14 protein-coding genes are annotated in these 16,119 nt (G+C 69.7%); 6 read left to right on the top strand and 8 right to left on the bottom strand.

Annotation, left to right across the window (positions count from 1 at the left end; genetic code table 11):
• Window positions 1-26 precede the first annotated feature (26 nt).
• From OG379_RS03805 to kdpF, 6 genes are all read right to left on the bottom strand, one after another.
• Window positions 27-1,019 (bottom strand): polysaccharide deacetylase family protein, encoded by a 993-nt coding sequence (locus OG379_RS03805; RefSeq protein WP_405659252.1) that lies wholly within the window; start codon window positions 1,017-1,019, stop codon window positions 27-29.
• A gap of 114 nt (window positions 1,020-1,133) precedes the next feature.
• Complete coding sequence (locus OG379_RS03800; RefSeq protein ID WP_405659249.1) at window positions 1,134-2,132, bottom strand: glycoside hydrolase family 11 protein; 999 nt, start codon at window positions 2,130-2,132, stop codon at window positions 1,134-1,136.
• A gap of 528 nt (window positions 2,133-2,660) precedes the next feature.
• Window positions 2,661-3,338: a potassium-transporting ATPase subunit C gene (locus OG379_RS03795; RefSeq protein ID WP_405659247.1), complete on the bottom strand. Its 678-nt coding sequence runs from the start codon at window positions 3,336-3,338 to the stop codon at window positions 2,661-2,663.
• 21 nt (window positions 3,339-3,359) lie between these two features.
• Complete coding sequence (gene kdpB / locus OG379_RS03790; RefSeq protein WP_405659245.1) at window positions 3,360-5,456, bottom strand: potassium-transporting ATPase subunit KdpB; 2,097 nt, start codon at window positions 5,454-5,456, stop codon at window positions 3,360-3,362.
• Window positions 5,453-7,117: a potassium-transporting ATPase subunit KdpA gene (gene kdpA / locus OG379_RS03785; RefSeq protein WP_405659242.1), complete on the bottom strand. Its 1,665-nt coding sequence runs from the start codon at window positions 7,115-7,117 to the stop codon at window positions 5,453-5,455. Before kdpA ends, kdpB begins: the two co-directional genes overlap by 4 nt.
• Before the next feature lie 8 nt (window positions 7,118-7,125).
• Window positions 7,126-7,215 (bottom strand): K(+)-transporting ATPase subunit F, encoded by a 90-nt coding sequence (gene kdpF, locus OG379_RS03780; RefSeq protein ID WP_351274347.1) that lies wholly within the window; start codon window positions 7,213-7,215, stop codon window positions 7,126-7,128.
• Window positions 7,216-7,535: 320 nt separating this feature from the next.
• Here kdpF and OG379_RS03775 point away from each other — a divergent pair, with 320 nt between their 5' ends.
• The 4 genes from OG379_RS03775 to OG379_RS03760 all read left to right on the top strand — a co-directional run bounded on the left by OG379_RS03775 (window position 7,536) and on the right by OG379_RS03760 (window position 12,295).
• Window positions 7,536-8,084 (top strand): AAA family ATPase, encoded by a 549-nt coding sequence (locus OG379_RS03775; RefSeq protein ID WP_405659239.1) that lies wholly within the window; start codon window positions 7,536-7,538, stop codon window positions 8,082-8,084.
• A gap of 116 nt (window positions 8,085-8,200) precedes the next feature.
• The gene (locus tag OG379_RS03770) at window positions 8,201-8,770 is read left to right on the top strand and encodes a TetR/AcrR family transcriptional regulator (RefSeq protein ID WP_405659236.1); all 570 of its coding nucleotides are present in this window, start codon (window positions 8,201-8,203) and stop codon (window positions 8,768-8,770) included.
• A gap of 53 nt (window positions 8,771-8,823) precedes the next feature.
• Window positions 8,824-10,002: a GDSL-type esterase/lipase family protein gene (locus OG379_RS03765; protein WP_405659233.1), complete on the top strand. Its 1,179-nt coding sequence runs from the start codon at window positions 8,824-8,826 to the stop codon at window positions 10,000-10,002.
• Between the two features lie 127 nt (window positions 10,003-10,129).
• Complete coding sequence (locus tag OG379_RS03760; RefSeq protein ID WP_405659231.1) at window positions 10,130-12,295, top strand: SpoIIE family protein phosphatase; 2,166 nt, start codon at window positions 10,130-10,132, stop codon at window positions 12,293-12,295.
• Between the two features lie 155 nt (window positions 12,296-12,450).
• Here OG379_RS03760 and OG379_RS03755 read toward each other — a convergent pair whose 3' ends face one another.
• Complete coding sequence (locus tag OG379_RS03755; protein ID WP_405659229.1) at window positions 12,451-13,047, bottom strand: TetR family transcriptional regulator; 597 nt, start codon at window positions 13,045-13,047, stop codon at window positions 12,451-12,453.
• Window positions 13,048-13,110: 63 nt separating this feature from the next.
• Between OG379_RS03755 and OG379_RS03750 the strand changes: the two genes are divergently transcribed.
• Window positions 13,111-13,938 carry a class I SAM-dependent methyltransferase gene (locus tag OG379_RS03750; RefSeq protein ID WP_405659226.1) on the top strand — a complete coding sequence of 276 codons (828 nt, stop codon included), beginning with the start codon at window positions 13,111-13,113 and terminating at the stop codon, window positions 13,936-13,938.
• 67 nt (window positions 13,939-14,005) lie between these two features.
• Here the strand turns inward: OG379_RS03750 and OG379_RS03745 are convergent, their stop codons facing one another.
• On the bottom strand, window positions 14,006-15,451 hold the full coding sequence (locus tag OG379_RS03745; protein WP_393754829.1) for a glyceraldehyde-3-phosphate dehydrogenase: 1,446 nt from the start codon (window positions 15,449-15,451) through the stop codon (window positions 14,006-14,008).
• 162 nt (window positions 15,452-15,613) lie between these two features.
• On the opposite strand from OG379_RS03745, the gene OG379_RS03740 reads away from it, so the two are divergent.
• A complete protein-coding gene (locus OG379_RS03740; RefSeq protein WP_405659223.1) occupies window positions 15,614-16,033 on the top strand; it encodes a hypothetical protein in 420 nt (139 codons plus the stop codon).
• Window positions 16,034-16,119: the final 86 nt, after the last annotated feature.

The raw sequence follows: 16,119 nt of genomic DNA, 5'->3' as shown, positions 1-16,119 counted from the left end.
CCACCGGCCCGGGACGCGCCCGGGTGTCAGCCGGCGGAGCAGGTGACGGTGGGCCAGGTCCAGTTGCTGTTGGCCTGGATGGTGGCCCCCCAGTTGTTGCCGCTGCCGTTGGATTTGGCGCTGAGTACCTGCGCGCTGGGGTAGGTGGTGCTGGTGTTCCAGGTGGAGAGGATCTTCGCGGGGGAGGGGACGTTCATGGTGACGGTCCAGTTGTCGGCCCCGGAGACCGAGACGTTGAGGTTGTAACGGTCGCTCCACTTCTGGCCCGCGGTCACGGTGGCGGTGCAACCGCCGCTGCCACCGCCCCCACCGCTGCTACCGCTGTCAGGAGCGACGGCTCGGCCGGTCTGCGGCGAGATCATGCCGGCGCACAGCCCTCGGCTCGCCAGGCCCTGCGCGATGCGCGGGATGGCCGCGAGCGTGTTGGCCGGCCAGTCGTGCATGAGGATGATCTGGCCGTTGGTGAGCCGGGCGTTGGCCTGCACGATCGCGTCGGTGCTCGCGTTGTTCCAGTCCTGCGAGTCGACGTCCCAGATGATCTGGGTCAGGCCGTACTTGGCCGCGGCCGCCTGCACCGTCGAGTTGGTCTCACCGTACGGCGGGCGGAACAGCTTCGGCGTACCCCCGCCCCCGGCGGCGATGGCCTGCTGGGTCCGGGAGAGTTCCGAGTCGACCTGCGCCTGACTCTGCTGGGTCAGGTGCGGGTGCGTGTAGCTGTGGTTGCCGACCCACATGCCGGCGTCCACCTGCGCCCGCACCTTGGCCGGGTCGGCTGCGGCGTACTGGCCCTGGTTGAACATCGTGGCCCGCAGCCCGTTCTGCCTGAGGGCGTTGAGCAGGGCCGGGGTGCTGCCCGACGGGCCGTCGTCGAAGGTGAGCCCGACGTATCCGCTGCAGGCGGCGCCCGCCGCGGCGTGGGAGGGCGTGGTGTCCACGGCGACCGTGGCGGTCGCGGCCATCGCGGCGACGGCCAGTGCCGTGACCGCCGGCCGCAGGGACAGGCGTGGTGTGATGCGCATGCGGTGAGTCCTTTCTCGTCCTGGTGGACAGGGGGCATGGGGGAGAGACGGTTGGCCGTGGGGCGGCGGGCAGGGACCGCCGCCCCACGGCCGGGACGTACCGGCCGCCGGGTGTCAGCCGGCGGCGCAGCTGACGGTGGGCCAGGTCCAGTTGCCGTTGGCCTGGATGGTGGCGCCCCAGTTGTTGCCACTGCCGTTGGACCTGGCACTCAGTACCTGGGCGCTGGGATAACTGGCGCTCGTGTTCCAGGTGGAGATGACCTTGGCGGGGGAGGGGACGTTCATGGTGACGGTCCAGTTGGCGGCGCCGGAGACCGAGACGTTGAGGTTGTAACGGTCGCTCCACTTCTCGCCCGCGGTCACGGTGGCGGTGCAGCCTCCGCCACCACCACCTCCGTCACCGCCGCCGCCGGAGGTGCCGCCCACGGTGATGTTGGAGCTTCCGCTGCTCTGGTAGCCCTCGGTCGCCATGATCATGTAGTTGAAGGTGCCCAGGTTCATCCCCTGCCGGGCCCACGCGTCGAAGTGGTTGCCGGTGGTGATGGTTCCGCCGGTCCGCTTCGACTGCCGGACGCTCCAGAACTGCTTGAACGTGCGAGTGCCCTCGATCGACGGGGCGTTGACGCGGGTCGTCTCGTAGATGTCGTACGTTCCGCCGTCGCTGGTGACGGTGCCCTTGAACGTGCCCGTCGGGCGGTAGGTGCCCCAGTTGTCGACGATGTAGTACTCCACGAGCGGGTTCGTCGACCATCCGTAGAGGGTGAGATAGGCGTTGCCGGACGGGTTGAAGGAGCCCGAGTACGTCACGCTCCTGCGTCCGCCGGTGCTCCATCCCTTGCCTGCGACGAAGTTGCCGGTGTTGTTCCACGACGTGCTGTACCCCCCGCCGGATGACAGGTTCATCGAGACGGTGCCGGGGCTGTCGGTCCAGAAGGAGTAGTAGTAGCCGTTGTCGGTGCCGGTCCGGTTCGAGTTGACGACCGTGTCCGCGCTCGCGCTGCCGGGCAGGGCCAGCACGGCCACGGCTGCCGTCGCCATGGCGATGACATTGCGGATGGACCGTCTGAGTCGGCCGCGTCTGCGGCTCGTCGACTGTGCGGGTGCGTCGTTCATGTGCGTGCTTTCCTCCTCGTCCTCGTGAGGCCGGGTGGGGGTTCCGGGCAGCGCGAGACGCCCTCTGTGGGGGGTGCGGTGCACGGGCGATGACGCGATGGCGTGTGGGTGTCGCGCGTCCCGGCCGGACTGGGCCGGCCGTCGTGTTCGGCGACCGGCCTGGGGTGCCGGGTCGGGGGGACCCGGATCGACAGTGATTGAGGTCTGTCGACGGCGAACAGTGTTGAACTGGCCCCGGCGGGTGTCAATAGTTTCGGCAAGGATTACGAAACCGTCGATCGGGGGATTGGATGCCCTGAGGGCTGTTTTACCAGTTCAGTGGTAGTCGCACTCGATCGGCATGGAGTTGATGGTCGTACTCCATGAGAAGTGGTTCGGAATTCACGTCCGAAGTTTTCGAAAGTTTCGGAAGAGAGGTGAACTCGGGGGCGACCGAGGCCGAACGGCGAAGCGGCCCGGGCGGGGGAGGCCGGAACGTGAGCGGCGGCGGTTCCCGCCGGAACCGCCGCCGCTGACCGCCGAGCTGTGTCAGCCCTTGCTCACGTCCTTGAGGGCGGTGTTGAGCTCCAGGACGTTGACCCGGGGCTCGCCCATGAATCCGAGGGTGCGGCCCTCGGTGTGATCGGCCACCAGCTTCGTGACCCGCTCGACGGGGAGGTTGTTCCTCTCGGCGACCCGGTGGACCTGGAGTTCCGCGTACGCCGGGGAGATGCCCGGGTCGAGCCCCGAGCCGGAGGAGGTGACCGCGTCGGCCGGCACGTCCTGGGGCCGCACCTTGTAGGACGGGGTGGAGTTGTCCGCCACGACCGCCGCCTTCGCCTCGGTGACCCACGTGACCAGGTCGGCGTTGTCCGCCGAACGGTTGGTGGCACCTGAGAGGACCAGTGAGTACTGAGGATTCACGCTGTTGCTGCCCAGACCGTTCGACGGGCGGGGCTGGAACCACTTCAGGTCCGGCTTCGCCACCTCGTCCGGGTCGTCGGGGTTCTGCTTCGGCAGGTTGTAGGTCTGCCCGATCAGGGACGACCCGACGGTCCGGCCGTCCCCGTCAGTGATCTCGGAACCGTTGGCCTTTTCGCTGAAGAGCGCCTGGGCGACGCCCGTCACGGCGAGCGGGTAGAGGACGCCGCAGATGACGCTGAGGACGAGCAGGGCGCGCAACCCCGCGCCGACGAGGCGGGCGGTGTTCTTGAGAGAGGTGTTCATGGCTGATCAGCCGTTTCTGGTTCAGGAGAGCCCGGGAACGAGGGAGAGGAGCAGGTCGATGATCTTGATGCCGATGAACGGGGCGATCAGGCCGCCGAGTCCGTAGACCCCGAGGTTGCGCCGCAGCATTCTGTCGGCGCCGGCCGGCCGGTACCTGACCCCCTTGAGGGCCAGCGGTACGAGGGCGATGATGATCAGCGCGTTGAAGATGACGGCGGACAGGATCGCGGACTCGGGTGACGCGAGACCCATGATGTTCAGTTTGTCCAGGCCCGGGTGGACCACCGCGAACATGGCCGGGATGATCGCGAAGTACTTCGCGACGTCGTTGGCGATGGAGAAGGTGGTCAGGGCGCCCCGTGTGATGAGGAGCTGCTTCCCGATCGCGACGATCTCGATGAGCTTGGTGGGGTCGGAGTCCAGGTCCACCATGTTCCCGGCCTCCTTGGCGGCCGAGGTGCCGGTGTTCATCGCCACGCCGACGTCCGCCTGGGCGAGTGCCGGGGCGTCGTTGGTGCCGTCCCCCGTCATCGCGACGAGCTTGCCGCCCGCCTGCTCCCGCTTGATGAGGGCCATCTTGTCCTCGGGGGTGGCCTCGGCGAGGAAGTCGTCGACTCCCGCCTCGTCGGCGATCGCCTTGGCGGTCAGCGGGTTGTCGCCCGTGATCATGACGGTCCTGATGCCCATCCGCCGCAGTTCGTCGAACCGCTCCCGCATGCCGTCCTTGACGACGTCCTTCAGATGGATGACGCCCAGGATCCGGGCGCCCTTCGCATCCTCGACGGCGACGAGCAGCGGGGTGCCGCCGGCCTCCGAGATCCGGCCGGCGAGCGCACCGGCGTCGTCGGCGACGTGGCCGCCCCGCTCCCGTACCCACGCGACGACCGAACCGGCCGCCCCCTTGCGAACCTTGAGACCGTCCACGTCCACCCCGGACATACGGGTCTGAGCCGTGAAGGCGACCCATGCGGCGTGGGTGAGCTCACCCTGGTGGCGTTCGCGAAGACCGTACTTCTCCTTCGCGAGGACCACGATCGAGCGGCCTTCGGGAGTCTCGTCGGCCAGCGAGGACAGCTGCGCCGCATCGGCCAGCTCCGCCTCGGTCGCTCCCCTCACCGGCACGAACTCCGCCGCCTGCCGGTTCCCGAGCGTGATGGTGCCGGTCTTGTCGAGCAGCAGCGTCGAGACGTCACCCGCCGCCTCCACCGCGCGCCCCGACATGGCCAGCACATTGCGCTGGACGAGACGGTCCATGCCCGCGATGCCGATCGCGGAGAGGAGGGCGCCGATGGTCGTCGGGATCAGGCAGACCAGCAGCGCGACCAGCACGATCATGGACTGCCTGGCGCCGGCGTAGATCGCGAACGGCTGGAGGGTCACGACGGCGAGCAGGAAGACGATGGTCAGCGAGGCGAGCAGGATGTTGAGCGCGATCTCGTTGGGGGTCTTCTGCCGGGCGGCGCCCTCGACCAGAGCGATCATCCGGTCGATGAAGGTCTTCCCCGGCTCGGTGGTGATCCTCACGACGATCCGGTCGGAGAGCACCTTCGTGCCACCGGTGACGGCACTGCGGTCACCGCCCGACTCCCGGATCACCGGGGCGGATTCCCCGGTGACGGCCGACTCGTCCACGGACGCCACGCCCTCGACGACATCACCGTCGCCGGGGATGATGTCACCGGCCTCGCAGACGACCAGATCGCCGACGCGCAGCTCGGTGCCGGGCACCTCCACCTCGTCACGGCCGTTCAGCCGGCGGGCGACCGTGTCGGTCTTCGCCTTGCGCAGGGTGTCGGCCTGAGCCTTGCCGCGTCCCTCGGCGACGGCTTCGGCGAGGTTGGCGAAGACCGTGGTCAGCCACAGCCAGGCCGTGATGGCCCAGCCGAACCAGTCCCCCGGATCCTGGAGTGCCAGCAGGGTGGTGACCACCGAGCCGACCAACACCACGAACATGACCGGGGACTTGATCATGACGCGCGGGTCGAGCTTCCGCACCGCGTCCGGGAAGGACCTGAGCAGCTGCTTCGGGTCGAAGAGCCCCCCGCCGACGCGCCCGGACGCGGCGCCGTCGCCGGACAGGTCTTCGTGCGGGGCACGGGTGGGGGTGACGGTACTCATGAGGAGAGTCCTTCGGCGAGCGGCCCCAGCGCCAGGGCCGGGAAGTAGGTCAGACCGGTGAGGATGAGGATCGTGCCGACCAGCAGGCCCGCGTAGAGGGGCTTGTCGGTCCGCAGGGTGCCCGCTGTGGCGGGGACGGGGTGCTGCTCGGCGAGCGAGCCGGCCAGTGCCAGGACGAACACGATGGGCAGGAAGCGCCCGAGCAGCATCGCGATGCCGATGGTGGTGTTGAACCACTGGGTGTCGGCGTTGAGCCCGGCGAAGGCGGAGCCGTTGTTGTTGGCGCCGGAGGTGTAGGCGTAGAGGATCTCGGAGAACCCGTGCGCACCGCTGTTGGTCATCGAGTCGGCCGGAGTCGGCAGCGCCATCGCCACCGCGGTGAAGCAGAGCACCAGCGCCGGCGTGATCAGGATGTAGCACGCCGCGAGCTTGATCTGCCGGGTGCCGATCTTCTTCCCGAGGTACTCGGGTGTACGGCCGACCATGAGGCCGGCGATGAACACGGCGATGACCGCCATGACCAGCATGCCGTAGAGACCGGATCCGACACCGCCGGGCGCGATCTCCCCCAACTGCATGCCGAGCATGGTGATGCCGCCGCCCAGCCCCGTGTACGAGGAGTGGAAGGAGTTCACCGCACCGGTCGAAGTGAGAGTGGTCGCCACGGCGAATACCGACGATCCGCCGATGCCGAACCGTGTCTCCTTGCCCTCCATGGCACCGCCGGCGATGTCGAGAGCCGGGCCGTGGTGGGCGAACTCCGTCCACATCATCAGGGCCGTGAAGCCGATCCAGATGGTGGCCATCGTGGCTAGGATCGCGTAGCCCTGCCGCAGGTTGCCGACCATGCGGCCGAAGGTGCGGGTCAGCGCGAACGGGATCAGGAGGATCAGGAAGATCTCGAACAGGTTGGAGAAAGGGGTCGGATTCTCGAAAGGGTGGGCGGAGTTGGCGTTGAAGTAGCCGCCACCGTTCGTACCCAGCTCCTTGATGACCTCCTGCGAGGCGACCGCGCCCCCGTTCCACTGCTGCGCGCCGCCCGTGAACTGCCCGACCTCGTGGATGCCGGAGAAGTTCTGGATGACACCGCACGCCACCAGGACAACGGCGCCGATCACGGCGATCGGCAGCAGGATGCGTACGGTGCCGCGCACCAGGTCCGTCCAGAAGTTTCCGAGCTCGCCGGTGCGGGAGCGCGAGAACCCGCGTACGAGGGCCACGGCCACGGCCATGCCGACAGCGGCCGAGACGAAGTTCTGCACCGCGAGGCCGCCGGTCTGTACGAGGTGGCCCATGGCCTGTTCGCCGTAGTACGACTGCCAGTTGGTGTTCGCCACGAAGGACGCCGCGGTGTTGAACGCCTGGTCCGGGTCGATCGACACGAAGCCGAGCGAACCGGGCAGAGCCCCCTGCAGACGCTGAAGCGCGTAGAGGAAGAGGACGCTCACCGCGGAGAAAGCGAGTACTCCGCGCAGATAGGCGGGCCAGCGCATCGATGCCGACGGATCGGCTCCGACGGCACGGTAAATCCATTTCTCCGGCCGGTAATGCCTTTCCGAGGAGTAGACCCGGGCCATGTAGTCACCGAGCGGACGGTATGCGAGGGCAAGCGCGGAAATCAGCGCGAGCAACTGAAGCACACCAGCTGTTACAGGGCTCATATCGAGCTTCAGAACCTCTCCGGGTACACGAGCGCAAGGACGAGGTACACCAGCAGGGAGACGGCCACGACCAGGCCGGCGATGGTCTCGGCGGTCACAGTTTCGTCACCCCCCTTGCTATGAGAGCCACCAGTGCGAAAACCGCGATCGTGGTGGCGACGAAGGCCAGATCGGCCATCGTGAGCTCCTGTATGAAGTGGAATGAATGGAATCGGCCGGTGTGGCCGAAGAAAAGCAAACCGCATGGCCTGCCGGGTGTTGAGCGCCGTTGACGGGCTCCATACGGGAGGGGTGCATTTCTTGACGCGGTCCGTACGCGAGGGCGGGCTTCAGCGGCCGAAATCCCGGGCCGCGCCCCGCTCCCCGCGCGGGTACGCTCTCGCGTCAGCGTCTGGCGTATGTGAGCGAGAGGAGCCGTGTGGACATCGAACCCGGCCCGGCCGTCGTCCTGATCACCGGTGTGATGGCGTCGGGGAAGTCGACCGTGGCCCAGCTCCTGGCCGAGCGTCTGCCCCGCGCGGCGCATGTGCGAGGTGACGTGTTCCGCCGCATGACCGTCTCGGGCCGGGAGGAACTGATGCCGGAGGAGACCGCGGAGGCCAGGGCCCAACTGGAGCTCCGCCAACGGCTCTCCGCGCTCGTGGCCGACGAGTACGCGCGCGACGGGTGGACCGCGATCGTCCAGGACATCGTCCTCGGCGCGGACCTGGAGCGCTACGTCGGGAGGGTGCGCACACGCCCCCTGTACGTCGTCGTGCTGGCTCCCTCCGCCGAGGTCGTGCGGGACAGGGAAGCGGCGCGCCCGAAGACCGGCTACGGCGCCTGGACGGTCGAGGCGCTCGACCACAGTCTCCGGGAGGAGACGCCCGGCATCGGCCTCAGGCTGGACACCTCGCGGCAGACACCGGACGAGACGGTCGCGGCGATCCTGGCCGGCCTCCCCGCGGCTCGTGTCCACGGCGGCTGAGCACGCGGTGGCGACGGCGTCTGCGCGGCTCCGTGAACGCTTACCTAGAAGCCTCGATCATTTGCCTAATGCCTCTAGGTAAATGCATAATCGAATCCGGCGGAGGAAGGGTGACCATGGCACGAGCAGGACTGACCGCAGAACGCCTGACGCAGGCCGGAGCGGACATGGCGGACGAGGTCGGCTTCGACAACGTGACCGTCGCGGCACTCGCCCGGCAGTTCGGCGTCAAGGACGCGAGCCTCTACTCGCATCTGAAGAACTCCCAGGACCTCAGGACGAGGATCGCCCTGCTGGCCCTGGGAGAACTCGCCGACCGCGTCGCCGCCGCTCTGGCCGGACGAGCCGGCAAGGACGCGCTGGAGGCGTTCGCCAACGCCTACCGCGACTACGCCCGGGAGCACCCCGGCCGCTACGCCGCGGCGCAGCTCAGGCTCGACCCGGAGGCGGCCGCCGCCAGTGCCGGCCCGAGGCACGCCCAGATGACGCGGGCGATCCTGCGCGGCTACGACCTCACGGAGCCCGACCAGACACATGCGGTCCGGCTGCTGGGCAGCGTCTTCCACGGCTACATCAGCCTGGAATCGGGCGGAAGCTTCAGCCACAGCGCCCCCGGCACGCAGGAGACCTGGTCGCGGGTCCTGGACGCCCTCGACGCCCTGCTGCGGAACTGGCCCGCGCCCTGAATCCGGCAGGCCCCACCCGGCCGAGCCGACGCACGACGGAACAGGTACGAACAATGAGCACCCAGCTGAGCACGACCCCCCTCACCGAGGACCTCCTGCGGGGCGCCCTCGACCTGGAGCGCACCGAGCGCGGCCTGCTGCCGCACCGGCTGCCCGCCCGTGCGCGCGCCCGGAACACCGACGGCCAGCTGGCCATGGCGGAGGCCCAGCCCTCCGGCGTGCGCCTCGTCGTGCGTACGCGGGCGACCGTCGTGGAGCTGGACACCCTGCCCACCAAGAGGGCGTACGCGGGGGCCCCGCCCCGGCCGGACGGCGTCTACGACCTGCTGGTCGACGGCCGCCTCGCGGACCAGGCCACCGTGACGGGGGGCAACACCCTGACCATCGACATGGCCACCGGATCGGCCGGGTTCCGGCCGGGACCGGTGGGCACCCTCCGCTTCAGCGGTCTGTCCGCGGACCTGAAGGAACTCGAGATCTGGCTGCCGCACAACGAGACCACCGAGCTGGTGGCCCTGCGCACCGACGCCCCGGTCGAGCCGGTCCCGGACCGGGGCCGGACGGTCTGGCTCCATCACGGCAGCTCCATCAGTCAGGGCTCCGATGTCGCGAGTCCCACCGGCACCTGGCCCGCGCTGGCCGCCGCCCACGGCGGGGTGGAGCTGGTCAACCTGGGGTTCGGTGGCGGTGCCCTGCTCGACCCGTTCACCGCCCGCGCCCTGCGGGACACACCCGCCGACCGGATCAGCGTCAAGATCGGCATCAACCTGGTCAACACGGACGTGATGCGCCTGCGCGCCTTCACCCCGGCCGTCCACGGCTTCCTCGACACGATCCGCGAAGGACACCCCACCACCCCGCTGCTGGTCGTCTCGCCCATCCTCTGTCCCATCCACGAGGAGACCCCCGGCCCCAGCGCACCGGACCACAGCGCCCTCAGCGAGGGGAAGCTGAAGTTCAGCGCCGCGGGTGACCCGGCCGAAACGGCTGCCGGCAAGCTCACGCTGGGCATCATCAGGGACGAACTCGCCCGCATCGTCGAGCAGCGGGCGGCCGAGGACCCGAATCTGCACCACCTCGACGGCCGCGAACTCTACGGCGAGGCCGACTCCGCGGAGCTGCCGCTCCCCGACGCCCTGCACCCCGACGCCGCCACGCACCGTCGCATAGGCGAACGCTTCGCGAAGCTGGCGTTCCACGCGGGCGGCCCGCTCGCCGTCGGGGTCCGCTGAGCCAATCGGCTGCGCCGGGGGGAGTCGGCGGTTGAGAGCGGGAACCCGCGAAGGCATTCTTGAACAAAGGTCGCATATGGGTGTTCGTGGGCGACCTGCCTAGGCGGGGAGGACGAGTGATGAGCCCATGAGCATGGACGGGACGGGCCGAGCGGGCCCGTCGGCCGGCAGTGGTGAGCCCACACCGGAGGCCGTGGGTGAGGAGAGGCCCGCCTGCGTGCCGTCCGACGAGGTGCGCCGCCAGATCCTGGAGCAGCTGCCGGTGCCCGTGGCCTACTTCGGGCGGGACCAGGTGCTGGCCATGGCCAATGCGGCAGCGGCCGCTTCGGTCAGCAAGACCGAAGCCTCCCTGATCGGGCTCCTGCCCGGGGAGATCGAGCCCGGACTGTTCCTCGAAGGCGGGAAAGGGCTCACCGAAGCCATCGACCGGGTGCTGAGGACGGGCGAGGGCGAGCCGTACGAGACGCATCTCGTGGTGGCGGGCAGCGAGCACATCTGGCAGGCGGCGATGTCGCCCGTACGGAACGCCGCCGGCGAGGTCCAGGGAGTGTCCGTCGTGACACTCGATACGACCGAGCAGTTCATGGCGCGCAGGCGGCTGGCCGTGCTGAGCAAGGCCAGCGGGCGCATCGGCAGCACGCTCGATGTGGGGCGCACCGCCGAGGAGCTGGCGGAGCTCGCCGTCGAGGACTTCGCCGACTTCGTGACCGTCGACCTGCTCTCCGAGGTGCTGACGGGCGACGAGGCGCGTTCGGTGCTCCACGGGGACACGATCAGCTTCCACCGGGTGGCCCAGCAGTCCGTGCTCGAAGGGTGCCCCGAGTCGGTCGTCCCCCTCGGTGAGACCCATGCGTACGACCGGGACTCCGAGGTGGGCCGCACACTGGTCCTCGGGGAGCCGGTGCGCTTCACCGTCGGCGAGGAGACGCTGCAACGCTGGAGAATGGTCGATCCCGCACGGGCCCGGAGCCTGCGTGAGAACAGGATCCACTCGATTCTGGTGGTTCCGCTGCGGGCCCGTGGCATCACTCTCGGCACATCCATGTTCTGCCGGCACCGGACCCCCGGCGGGTTCGGCGCCGCAGATCTGCAGCTCGCCGCCGAACTCGTCTCGCGTGCGGCCGTATGCGTGGACAACGCCCGTCGGTACACCCGGGAGCGGGCCACGGCGCTCGCCCTGCAGCGCAGCCTGCTGCCGCGCCGGGCCGCCCGGCAGCAGGCGGTCGAGGTCACGGCACGCTATCTCCCGAACACCACCGGGGCGGGCATCGGAGGGGACTGGTTCGACGTGATCCCGCTCTCCGGGGCGCGGGTCGCGCTGGTGGTCGGTGACGTCGTCGGCCACGGTCTCCACGCCTCGGCCACCATGGGCAGGCTCCGCACCGCCGTACGGACCCTCGCCGATGTCGACCTCGCACCCGAGGAACTCCTCACCCAGCTCGACGACCTGGTGCTCACGCTCGACCGTGAACAGCCGACGGACAGTTCCGAGGGCGCGCAGGTAGCCGGTGCCACCTGCCTCTACGCCGTCTACGACCCCTCGACAGGGCTCTGCACCATGGCCAGGGCGGGCCACCCCGAGCCGATGCTGGCCTCCCCGGACGGCACCGTCAGACAGCTGCCGCTGCCCTCCGGGCCACCGCTCGGCGTGGGCGGCCTGACCTTCGAGGGGACCGAGTTCGAGCTGCCCGAGGGCAGCCGGCTCGCCCTGTACACGGACGGCCTGATCGAGACGGCGGGCCGGGACGTCGATCAAGCCCTCGCCGAGCTCCGCGACCTCCTCGGCCGCTCCACGTACTCCCTCGAAGAAGCCTGCGACACCGTCGTGGACGCGCTGGTTCCCGAACAGCCGAACGACGACGTCGCCCTGCTGATGGCCCGTACCCGGAGGCTCGACGCGGGCCACTACGCCGCGTGGGACCTCCCCGCCGACCCGTCCGTCGTCTCGGACGCCCGTAAGCGTGCCGCCGCCCAGCTCACGGAGTGGGGCCTGGACGACGCGGTGTTCACCACCGAGCTGGTCGTCAGCGAACTGGTCACCAACGCCATCCGCTACGGCGCCGAACCGATCCGGCTCCGCCTCATCCGGGACACCGCGCTCATCTGCGAGGTCTTCGACGGCAGCAGTACCGCCCCCCATCTGCGCCGTGCCCGGATCTTCGACGAAGGCGGACGCGGCCTCCTGCTCGTCGCGAGTCTCACCGAGCGCTGGGGCACCCGCTACACGAGCACCGGCAAGACCATCTGGGCCGAACAGCCGCTGCCGGAGGCGGAGGCGGCGGACCCGGTCTGAGACCGGCCCGCCGCGCGCGTGGGTGCCGGCTCAGCGCTGCCCTTGGTGAAGGGCCCCCGCGACACGCACCGGTGTTCCCGTACGAGGGAGGGGCGTGGCCGACGGCAAACGGGCCGCACGCCGTCACCGACCCCGTGCGGATGTCCGGGCTCCGGTCATGCCGGTTCACTCATGGCGCCCGCGAGGACCGTGGCCACCATCCTGTGCACCGCGTCGGCTCCCGGCGTGGGGTTGTCCCGGTCGGCGAACAGCAGATGCCCGGCCCCGATCAAGGTGGGGGCGAGCGTGCCGATGTCGGCGTCCGCGTCGATGCGGCCCAGGTCGCGCTCCGCGGAGAGGTAGGAGGCGACCATCGTCACCCCCTCCGACAGGACGGGGACGCCGGACGGCCAGGTCCGGCGCAGTCTGGCGCGCAGCTCGTCGCGGAAGGTGATGAGGGGGATGATCGCCACGGCGACGGAGCCGAAGAGGGCCGTCAGCGCGGGGGTGAGGTTGCCCGTGACCGTGCCCGTCCCCGCGGAGTCCCGCAGGGCGGCTGCCTGGGTTTCCACCTCGCCGGTCCGTTCCACGACGAGTGCGGCGAGGAAGGCGTCGAAGTCGGTGAAGTGGCGGTGCAGGACGCCCTTGGCGCACCCTGCCTCCGTGGTGACCGCCCTGCTGGTCAGTGCGCTCGGTCCGTCCCGGAGCAGGACACGCTCCGCGGCGTCGAACAGCTGTTGACGCGCGTCGTGGATGTGCACCCCTGTCGGCATCGTGCTCCCCGTTTCTCATCCGGCCTCTTGAGCGAGTGGGCATGTGCCCACTAAGGTGGGCGCATGCCCACTCTACCGAACAAGCAGACAGCGCCTTCCGGGGGTGAGCCCCATCGGGCCCGGGAGGTGGCGGAGTCGTTCGGCTCGGACGCCGAGCGTTACGACCGGGCCCGTCCTCCCTACCCCGACGCCTTGGTGCAGGCCGTGATCGCCGCCTGCCCCGGTACCCGCGTCCTCGATGTCGGCTGCGGCACCGGCATCGGAGCCCGGCAGTTCCGGGCGGCCGGCTGCACCGTGCTCGGCGTCGACCCCGACGCGCGGATGGCCGACATCGCGCGGCACAGCGGCATCGAGGTCGAGGTGGCCACGCTGGAGGCCTGGGATCCGGGTGACCGCCGGTTCGACATGGTCGTCGCCGGGCAGGCCTGGCACTGGATCGACCCGGTCGCCGGTGCGGCCAAGGTCGCGCAGGTGCTGCGGCCCGGCGGGCGGCTGGCGGCGTTCTGGCATGTCTTCGAGCCTCCGCCCGAGGTGACCGACGCCTTCGTGACGGCCTACCGGCGGGAGGTGCCCGACTCACCGTTCAGCCGGCCGGCGGCCGAGCGGTCCGGGGGCGCGTACGAGGCGATCCTCGACAGGGCCGCGGACGGGATCCGTGAGGCAGGCGGCTTCGGTGACGCCGAGCGGTGGCGCTTCGACTGGGAGCGCGCCTACACCCGGGACGAATGGCTGGACCTGCTGCCGACCCAAGGTCCCCTCACCCGGCTCCCGTCGGAACCGTTGGCGAAGGTGCTCAAGGAGGTCGGGGCCGCGATCGACGCGATGGGCGGCGGATTCACGATGGCCTCCACCACGGTGGCGGTCACCGCCGTCCGCAGCGGGACCGTCTGACCGGGCCATGGCGAAGGCTCCCGGTGCCGCCTCGTGGCCCCGGGAGCCGTAGGGTCTTCCGCCCGTATCAGACCGCCGGTGCCGGGTAGGTCGGGTACTCGACCCCGGAGACGTGCTGGACGACCCGGACGACCTGGGAGGAGTAGCCGAACTCGTTGTCGTACCAGAGGTAGAGGATCGCGTTGTCGCCCTCGACCTTGGTGGCTCCTGCGTCGACGATCGAGGCGTGGCGCGAGCCGATGAAGTCGCTCGAGACCGCGTCGGGAGCGGTGATGAAGTCGATCTGGCGCCTGAGCGGCGAGGTCAGCGACACGTTGCGGAGGTAGTCGAGGACCTCCTGGCGGTCGGTGCCGCGCGCGAGCTGCAGGTTCAGGATCGCGATCGAGACGTCCGGCACCGGGACCCGGATCGAGCTGCCGGTGATCTTCGCGTCGAGGTCGGGCAGCGCCTTGGTGACTGCGGAGGCGGCGCCCGTCTCGGTGATGACCATGTTGAGCGGCGCCGAGCGGCCCCGACGGTCCGAGTTGTGGTAATTGTCCAGCAGGTTCTGGTCGTTGGTGAACGAGTGGACCGTCTCCACGTGACCGCGCAGCACGCCGTACTCGTCCGCCATCGCCTTCAGCGGCGGGACGATCGCGTTGGTGGTGCAGGAGGCGCAGGAGATGATCTGCTCGTCCGGCTTGATCGTGTCGTGGTTCACCCCGTGCACGATGTTGGGGACATCGCCCTTGCCGGGCGCCGTCAGGACGACCTTCGCGATGCCGGGGCGCAGGTGCTTGGACAGCCCCTCGCGGTCGCGCCAGCGGCCCGTGTTGTCGATGAGGATGGCGTCCTTGATGCCGTGCGCCGTGTAGTCCACCGCAGTCGGGTCGTCGGAGTAGATCACCTGGATCTCGTTGCCGTTGGCGATGATCCGGCTGTTCGCCTCGTCGACGGTGATCGTGCCCTGGAACTGACCGTGGATGGAGTCCCGGCGCAGCAGCGAGGCGCGCTTCACGATGTCCTGCCCGGCGCCCTGGCGTACGACGATGGCGCGCAGGCGCAGGCCGTTGCCGGAACCGGTCTTCTCGATGAGCAGGCGGGCCAGGAGGCGGCCGATGCGGCCGAACCCGTAGAGCACCACGTCGCGCGCCTCGCGGCGCTCCGTCTTGTTGGCGCCCGTGGCGCCGGCGACGGCCTCGGCGGTGAAGTCGCCCACCGACAGGCCGCGGTCGTCCGTCCGGTACGTCGAGGCGAGCATGCCCAGATCGATCTGCGACGGGCCGAGGTCGAGCGCCATGAGGGCGTGCAGGAACGGCAGCGTCTCGGTGACCGAGAGCTCCTCGCCGGCTATCTGCCGGGCGAAACGGTGGGTCTTGAGGATGCTGACCACCGACTTGTTCACCAGGGAGCGGCTGTGGAGCAGGATCGTGACGTCCCGCTCCCGGTGCAGCTTCCCGATGATCGGGATCATCGACTCCGCGATCTCCTCGCGGGTCTTCCAATTGGTGAACGAGTCCTCGGTGGCAGTCACAAGTCCATCTTTCGAGCTAGGCGGTGCTCATATGTTAACCGCACCAGATTTTGATCACGCAATCGGTGCCGCCCGTGGGCTCGGCCCGCTCACGCCTGCCGCTTCACCTCCGGAGAGCTGTCCGATCCGAACCTCGCCGAACCGTTCGGCTTCACCAAGGGCGTGGGGCTGCTGGTGGAGCGGCTGAAGGCGAGCGAGGCGCCGGACGACCAGTACGAGCGGCTCGGCCTGACGCAGGACCCCGACGAGGTGACCGAGGCCCACCTGCTGGTGGCCGGCCGGCGCGAGCGTGCCGAGGCGGCCCGTGAACCGGCCGCCCGTTCCGGCGAGTTCCCCGAAGGGGCCCTCGGTCTCCGTACGCCTCTGGCGGAGCTGCTCGCCGAACCCGCCGCCACCGACGCGATCCGCCGGATCGTCCCAGGGCTGCTCGACACCGAGCTGCTGACCGTGCGCGGGGGCGGATCCCTCCTCCAGATCGCGGCCTTCGCCGGACACCCCGGACGCGCCCAGCTCACCGCCCTGGCCGAGGAACTGGCCCCTCTCTTCCCGCGGCGGACGGACCACGGAGCCGTCCGACGATGACCACCCCGCCTCTGCCGTCCGCCCATGTGGTGCGCAGGTCCAGGGGCTGATGGCTCTGCTGTCCCTGCACGAACTACTGTGCGGGC

It is taken from the genome of Streptomyces sp. NBC_01166, assembly GCF_045039765.1.
Classification (GTDB): domain Bacteria; phylum Actinomycetota; class Actinomycetes; order Streptomycetales; family Streptomycetaceae; genus Streptomyces.
The sequence above is the reverse complement of the archived record's forward strand: the minus strand, read 5'-3'. Positions and strand labels throughout refer to the sequence as shown.

What these genes read in the sequence shown, in the direction of transcription:
- OG379_RS03805 (WP_405659252.1), bottom strand. Translation starts at nt 1,019, where the DNA reads ATGCGCATCACACCACGCCTGTCCCTGCGGCCGGCGGTCACGGCACTG.
- OG379_RS03800 (WP_405659249.1), bottom strand. Translation starts at nt 2,132, where the DNA reads ATGAACGACGCACCCGCACAGTCGACGAGCCGCAGACGCGGCCGACTC.
- OG379_RS03795 (WP_405659247.1), bottom strand. Translation starts at nt 3,338, where the DNA reads ATGAACACCTCTCTCAAGAACACCGCCCGCCTCGTCGGCGCGGGGTTG.
- kdpB (WP_405659245.1), bottom strand. Translation starts at nt 5,456, where the DNA reads ATGAGTACCGTCACCCCCACCCGTGCCCCGCACGAAGACCTGTCCGGC.
- kdpA (WP_405659242.1), bottom strand. Translation starts at nt 7,117, where the DNA reads ATGAGCCCTGTAACAGCTGGTGTGCTTCAGTTGCTCGCGCTGATTTCC.
- OG379_RS03770 (WP_405659236.1), top strand. Translation starts at nt 8,201, where the DNA reads ATGGCACGAGCAGGACTGACCGCAGAACGCCTGACGCAGGCCGGAGCG.
- OG379_RS03765 (WP_405659233.1), top strand. Translation starts at nt 8,824, where the DNA reads ATGAGCACCCAGCTGAGCACGACCCCCCTCACCGAGGACCTCCTGCGG.
- OG379_RS03760 (WP_405659231.1), top strand. Translation starts at nt 10,130, where the DNA reads ATGAGCATGGACGGGACGGGCCGAGCGGGCCCGTCGGCCGGCAGTGGT.
- OG379_RS03755 (WP_405659229.1), bottom strand. Translation starts at nt 13,047, where the DNA reads ATGCCGACAGGGGTGCACATCCACGACGCGCGTCAACAGCTGTTCGAC.
- OG379_RS03750 (WP_405659226.1), top strand. Translation starts at nt 13,111, where the DNA reads ATGCCCACTCTACCGAACAAGCAGACAGCGCCTTCCGGGGGTGAGCCC.